This is a genomic window from Antarctobacter sp. (assembly GCF_034670325.1).
GTDB lineage: Bacteria > Pseudomonadota > Alphaproteobacteria > Rhodobacterales > Rhodobacteraceae > Antarctobacter.
The window spans coordinates 576,851-583,431 of sequence record NZ_JAXMNR010000002.1 but is presented as its reverse complement, the minus strand read 5'-3'; the positions used below and the strand labels follow the sequence as shown (position 1 = coordinate 583,431).

Sequence of the window (6,581 nt, the reverse complement as noted above, 5' to 3'; positions counted from 1 at the left end):
CGCACCTGATCGGCGGGCACGGCAACTTTGTCTGGGAAACCTCGTTCAGCGACGCGCCCCTGACCGGTCTGGAAACCTGGTTCGTGCGCGGCGGCACCGCGATGGCGGCGATGTATACCTTCGAGCAACCGGGCGTGTATGCCTACGTGAACCACAACCTGATCGAGGCCGCGCTGCTGGGGGCCACCGCGCACTTTATCGTCGAAGGCACGTGGGACAATGACCTGATGGAACAGGTGGTCGCCCCCAGACCCTTCTCCAGCTGACACCAACCAGAGGACCCGCCATGACAGCCGCCACACACAGAACACCCGGACGGACATCCCTTCGCCTGACGGGCGTCCTCGTGGCGGTGGTCGCCCTCAGCGCCGCTATCAGCGCCGCACACTGGGTCGCGCCCTGGATGCACGGAAAGGGGGAGGCTGCGCATCCGGGGCCCGACATGGTGCAAACCCCGGTGGTCTTGCCCGGCGGGGCGGCGTTGTATGTCCAGCGCCACGAGGTCACCGTGGCGGAATGGAATGCCTGCCATGACGGGGGAGGGTGTTCTTTGCAGCTCCGGACGCGCCCCGGTATGGATCCTGTTGTGACACCGGCCACAGGGTTAAGCCATGTTGACGTGACCGAGTATATGCTATGGATCAATGACCTTACCGGGCATGACTTTCGCCTGCCAACCGCGTCGGAATGGGCTTTTATGGCGCGCGAGGTCCTGCCTGAAGCGCCCGACCCGATCTTTACCGACCCGACGCTGACATGGGCGTCCGCATATCTCACAGAAGGGCTGGCACCGCGCGCCTTGAAGCCTCAGGGGAGCTTTGCGACCTCCCCTGAAGGGATCGCAGATCTGGATGGCAGCGTCTGGGAATGGACACAGGAGTGTTATGCCGGTGTCGAAGACGGCGTGGACCCCGCCCGCTGCCCTGCCTATTTCGTTGGAGGAGAGCATGTGGCTGCGATGTCCTACCTGATACGCGATCCGGCGCGCGGCGGATGCGCGGTTGGCACCCCGCCGGCGCATTTGGGCATGCGCCTTGTATCCGACGCGCCGTTTTGATCATCTGGAACGGCTGCGCCTTTGCATTCTGCCATGATGTCTGCGGTTCCAAACAGGCAAGGACCGGGTCGAAATGTACGATGAATCAGGCTGCGCGTTCTTCGCTTCGGTCTTCTTTCATCTCTGCTTTGGTTCGGTCGGGGCGTTGTGAATGGCGAAGCAGTCAGGCCGCAATAGCCTTGTTGCGTGGCCCGTCACCGGTCTTGAAATGGCCCACCAGCCGCGCAAGCGTCTGCGCATTGGTGTTCAGCACCTGACCGGAGGCTGTCGCGGCATCGACCATGGCCGCGTTTTGCTGGGTGACGCGGTCCAGTTGGCTGACGGCGGTGTTGACCTCGGTCAGCGCGGCGGCCTGATCGGATGCCCCTTGCGCGATGCCGGAAATCATCTTTGTAACCTCGGCAAATTGATCGACGATTATGCCCATCGCTTCTCCTGAGCGCCGAACAAGTTCGACGCCTTCCTGGATCTGCATCCGGCTCTCGGAGATCAGTTCTTTGATTTCGGCAGCGGACCCGGCAGAGCGTTGCGCAAGTGTGCGGACTTCGGAGGCGACTACGGCAAAGCCCTGACCGGCCTCGCCTGCACGCGCGGCCTCAACCCCTGCGTTCAGCGCCAGAAGGCTGGTTTGATGAGCGATTTCGTCGATTGCACCGATCATGTGGTCGATCCTTGAAGAGAACTCCTCAATCTGGCGCATTGCGTCGACCGATGCGGCAACCTTGCCGCTGCTTTCCTCGGCATGGCTGCGCGCCTGTTGCATTGCCTTTTCTACGTTACGCGCGCCGTCGGCGGCAGAGTTGACTGACTGTGTCAGTTCCTCGACTGCGGCGGCCGTCTGTTCCAGCGTGGCTGCCTGACTTTCGGTACGGCGCGACAGGTCATCCGAAGAGCGGGTGATCTCATCCGCCCCGTCCCGAATGCTGGAGGCTTCGGCGGTGACCTCGTGGATGATGCGGCGCAGGGTTTCGACCGTGGCGTTGAAATTCCGGCGCAACCGTTCGTACTGTTCGGGCAATTCAGTGTCGATTTCGCAATCCAGCCGACCTTCGGACAAGGCGGCAAACTTTTCGTCGAAGATCGAGACAACCTGTTCGGCATAGTCCCGGCTTTGTGTTGCGCTGATCTCGGCTTGCCGCGCTGCTTGGTTCTGTAGGTCGGCCGCTTCTTTTTGGCGTTGCGCCTCCGCGTCGGAGGCGCGACGGAATTCCAGATTGACGATGAGGACGGCGAATTCAAGGATCACGATGGCCGCGTGCACTGCGGTGCGGGTCAGGTTGGTCACCAGATCCGCGCTTGGGTAGACCATCATGGGGGCCAGAACGCTGAGCGACAGGTGGTGTAGCGCCACCAGTGCGGTTGCAAATATCAGCACGCTGCGTTTGCCGGAGGTCGCGACCACCGCCAGGGCCACGAAAAACAGCATATGCGCATCGATCTGCCATTTGTGCCCTGCCAGTGCAGCGGTAATTACGATTGGAAGGGCCACGACGCTGAACGCGAGGCCAAGATCATAGACCCCTTGACCAGCGCGTTTGAGAGCAATCGGCAGGGCGAACAGCGCCAGACTGACAAGCGTGTATACCTCCCAGCGGGCATCCTGCACCAGAAAGAGCGCCACAAGGGTCGGCACCGGCAAGAGGCAGACGCAAAAGATCATCTCTACGCCCATGGTCATCAATGACTTTGGTTTGAGGGCAGACATCATGGCAAACCTTTGATTTATTGTGACATCAGCTTGCGCAGAGCGCGAGCAAAGCATCGCCTGGAACCACAAACAGCGCCCCGGAGGCGCGCAGGCGATCAATGCTTGTCGCGTTTGTGATTTCGACGAAAACGCCCAGTCCGGCGCGGACTGGACCGACCTTCGGAACATCGGCGTGTGCGGCGATCTGGGCGGCATCCATGCCCAGCGGCGAGGCAATCACCAGCGCCACCGACCCGACAGCAGGCGGTTCTTTCGCGGCGAGCGGAAGCATCGGGGCACAAAGGACCAGACCTGCGGCGGCCAAAGAGAAAGACAGTTCGGACATTCGGATTCCTTCCATGTCCGTGGGTAGGGCGCGTCCGTTGTGAATTCGTAAATTAGCCCGGCGATTTGTCGGCACATTTAGTCAACTTGAGCGCGCCAGCCCTGTTACGATTGCGAAAAAGCGGGCTTTCCACACCGTCCCGTCGGGCAAGACGGGTGAACAATCTCAGCTACTTATATCACTTGAGACGCATTTGCCCTGTGATCTGAACGCGCAACGCAGAAGCCGCCAACGGAACTGCGTCACGCAGGATCGCCAGCAGGGCCAATCTGTCGGCAGGGGCAAGGCGTGTCCCGTCAATCTGCTCCAGAGCCTCCATCATTTCCGACGAAAGCTCGGCGTAGATCAGGCAGGCAAGCAGGGTCTCCGAGGGCGCGCCCACCGCGGGCCAATAGACCCGGTTACCGCCCGGCAGTACCGGCAGGTCGTCGGGAAGGGTCAGGGGTTGACCGGCAACCAGCCGCGTATCCGGGGCATATTGGGCCGGAAGCATGATGTAGAATTGCCCGCTCTCGTCGAGAGAGAAACATGTGAGCGCGCCGGAATGGTCGGCATAGAGCGTTATCTGGATCAGGCTGTCGGCGCATTCGGTCGGGACGCGGGCGGCATCGGTCGCGCGGCAGATCGGATAGACCCCTCCGCGACCCCCGCCCGCGACAAGCGACAGCTGACTGCGCCCCAATTCGGACAGGGCCCGTGCAATCCCGTCCAGCCCAGTGTCGACGTGCAGGTTTGCAGGGTCCAGAAGGGCGCGCAGATGCGCAGGCATCTGCAAAGACGACAGGTCCAGTGTGCGTGTGGCCCGCAGCGCGCCGTCCTGTGACAGTCGCAGTACAAGCTGAAACCGTGCGCGGTCGATCAAGCGGACCGTACCGGACAGGGCATAGCCGGTGGCGGGCGCGGGTCCACGGTGCAGGCGGGCGGGCGGGGCGTCACGCAACAGCGCGGTGATCGAGTTTGCGGAATCGAGCCATGCCTCGACCGCCATGTCGGCAAGCGCGCGGCCCACGGGCGTTTCCAGCCCCGAGGTTTCGTTGACAAAGGGTCCAACCGTGACCTCATCCCGGGCGCGTGGCAGCATGTCCAGAAACCGGGCGATGGCCTCGCCTATGGCTGCGCGCGGGTCGCCACCCGCCTGCCGGGTCACCCCGCTAAGCGCGATATCCGATGTCTTGACGATCACCCGACCGTCGGCAAGGTCCACCAAGGTCAGGCGCAACGTCACCTCGCGATCCGCGATCCCGGTTTCACCGACCAGCACATAGTCGGCCTCTTGCCGGACGGTGGATTGGATCGCTTGTTGCCATGCTTCGTTGCCCTGCCGGTTCAGCACCAAGGCCAGCGCGGCGCGCAACTCGGCGCTGCCAGCGAGGATGCGGGGTTTGTCTTGCCAGTCGGCGCACATGGCCTGCGCGGCCCGGCTCATGATTGCCTCGATCTCGGTCACGGGCAGCGGAGTCCGAGCGGCAGGGGGCGGGGCCAGTGCGATGCGGCTGCCCGCCGGGATCTCCCCCTCGGCGGCGGCGCAAAGCTGCGCGCCAAGCGCCGCCTCGGCCTGCGCCATCGCGACGTTGGGCAGCGACAAAAGCACCAGGACGGTGAAAAACACGGCCGTTGCGGCCCGGGATGCGCAAACTCTCATGGCTCAGTCTTCCGGCGCGTATTCGAACAGCACCGTGTCTTCGCTTCCCGGCAGCAGGCTGGGTGACTGGCGCAGGTCTTGCTGGGCCAGCTTTTCATCCACATGATCGCGCAGCTCGCTAAGATGGATGCGCCCGTCGCCATCGCCATCCGCCGCGCCGCGCAGGCCCTCAAGCGTATAGTAGGTAAAGGCACCATGACGCTTGTCATCCAGCCAATGGGCAAACTGCGGTGTGCGGAAATCGGTGGCCGTCAGGACCGAGACCTTGGCCTTTTCCTGCGGAGGGGCAATAGCCACGCCAAACGCGCCCGAGACGCCGGGCACAAGGCTGCCTTGGGTAGAGAGCCCCGAGAAACAGGCGTCCAGCAGCACGGTGACAGATTTGACCGGCAGCGCTTCGAGCTGACGGATCAGCATGTCGAGCGGATAGGCACCATATCCCGGCTCTGCCGCGGGCACGTCGACAGGCAGCAGGTAGCCGCTGGGCAGGCCTTCTTCGTGAAAGACCGGAACGCCGTGACCAGAGTATATCACCACGATCTCATCGACAAAGCGCGCGCGCCGGGCAAGGCGGCCATCGGGGACCTCATCGGTGCCGAAATAGCGGGCCATACCGATAGAGTTCAGGTCCTTTTCGACGATGATGTTCTCATCCAGAACGCCCAGAATGTCGCGGAAATAGTCGGCAAACGCCTCGGCATCGTTATGGGCATAGGCCACGGGCGGGGCCTCGGCATAGGTGCGGTTGCCGATGATCAGGACCAGCATCTTTGGATGCGCCACCACAACGCGGGGTGCTTTGGTTTCCGGCGGCGGCGGGGGGGCGGCGATGACCGGCTGTCGTTCGGGCAGGTCGGGCCAGAGCGTTTCTGGCAGCGACCACAGCCGCACGGTGCCGTCCCAACTGGCGGTCAGCAGGCTGCGCCCGTCGGGGGCAAAATCCACCGCGTCGATAGAGGCTGCGTGCCCCTTGAAGGCGCGCAGTTCCTCGCCGGTGTCGGCATTCCACAGATAGGCGGCGCGGTTCCATTCGCCGGTGACGATCAGTGCGCCGTCGGGGCTGAAATCGGCGGCGCGCACGGCGGCATCGTGACCGGGCAGTTCGCGCAGGACCTTGCCGGTCGCCACTTCCCAGATGCGGGCAGTCTTATCCCAGCTTGCCGTGACGATCCGGCTGCCATCGGGTGAAAACGCGACCGACAGGATCAGCGCAGAATGGCCTTCGAAGGTGCGGATCTGTTCGCCGCTGGCCACATCCCACAGACGGGCCGTGCGGTCGGTACTGCCAGTCAGCAGGCGGCTGCCATCGGGGCTGAGCACAAGTGAGGTGATCGCCTCGGCATGGCCGGTGAACTGGCGTAGCTGAGCACCACTGCGCAGATCCCACAGACGTGCCACGCCGTCGTTGCCACCGGTCACGGCCTGCCGTCCGTTCGGACTATAGGCGGCGGAGGTGAACCGGCCCCCTTCGTGGACCAGTTTGAGGATTTCCTGCCCGTTGGCCAGATCCCAGACCCGCGCGGAGCCATCGGCGCTGGCGGTCAGGGCGCGGGTGCCGTCCGGACTGAAAGCAACGGCGCTGACGCGGTGTTCATGACCTTCCAGTATGCCAAGGCCACGACCGCCGGAGACCTCCCAGAGTTGCGCGGAATAATCGGCGCTGCCGGTCAGGACATGCACTCCGTCCGGGCTGAAAACCGCCGCGTCAATGGCACCCTGATGCCCCTCCAGCACAATGGGCGCTGCGTCTTCGGCGTTGACCGCGAAGGCGGGGAGTCCTCCCGCCAGAGCAAGGCCAAGGGCGAACCGGATCAGAAGCGAACTGCGTGTCATCTTGGGGCCTCCCTTG

Annotated in this window: 5 protein-coding genes and 1 pseudogene; 2 read left to right on the top strand and 4 right to left on the bottom strand. The window is 63.5% G+C overall.

Features of this window, described 5'->3' with window-relative positions:
• Both VOI21_RS07970 and VOI21_RS07965 read left to right on the top strand, forming a co-directional pair.
• Positions 1–266: pseudogene (locus VOI21_RS07970) on the top strand (nitrite reductase, copper-containing); the annotation flags it as partial.
• A 20-nt stretch (positions 267–286) separates the two neighbouring features.
• The gene (locus tag VOI21_RS07965) at positions 287–1,057 is read left to right on the top strand and encodes a formylglycine-generating enzyme family protein (protein WP_323769258.1); all 771 of its coding nucleotides are present in this window, start codon (positions 287–289) and stop codon (positions 1,055–1,057) included.
• 163 nt (positions 1,058–1,220) lie between these two features.
• On the opposite strand, the gene VOI21_RS07960 is transcribed toward VOI21_RS07965, so the two are convergent.
• From VOI21_RS07960 to VOI21_RS07945, 4 genes are all read right to left on the bottom strand, one after another.
• The gene (locus VOI21_RS07960) at positions 1,221–2,765 is read right to left on the bottom strand and encodes a methyl-accepting chemotaxis protein (RefSeq protein WP_323769257.1); all 1,545 of its coding nucleotides are present in this window, start codon (positions 2,763–2,765) and stop codon (positions 1,221–1,223) included.
• A gap of 25 nt (positions 2,766–2,790) precedes the next feature.
• Entirely contained in the window at positions 2,791–3,090 is a 300-nt protein-coding gene (locus tag VOI21_RS07955; protein ID WP_323769256.1) for a hypothetical protein, read from the bottom strand.
• A 178-nt stretch (positions 3,091–3,268) separates the two neighbouring features.
• Positions 3,269–4,699, bottom strand: coding sequence for a hypothetical protein (locus tag VOI21_RS07950; protein ID WP_323769255.1), 1,431 nt, complete (start codon positions 4,697–4,699; stop codon positions 3,269–3,271).
• 36 nt (positions 4,700–4,735) lie between these two features.
• Complete coding sequence (locus VOI21_RS07945) at positions 4,736–6,565, bottom strand: caspase family protein (protein WP_323769254.1); 1,830 nt, start codon at positions 6,563–6,565, stop codon at positions 4,736–4,738.
• Positions 6,566–6,581 lie beyond the last annotated feature (16 nt).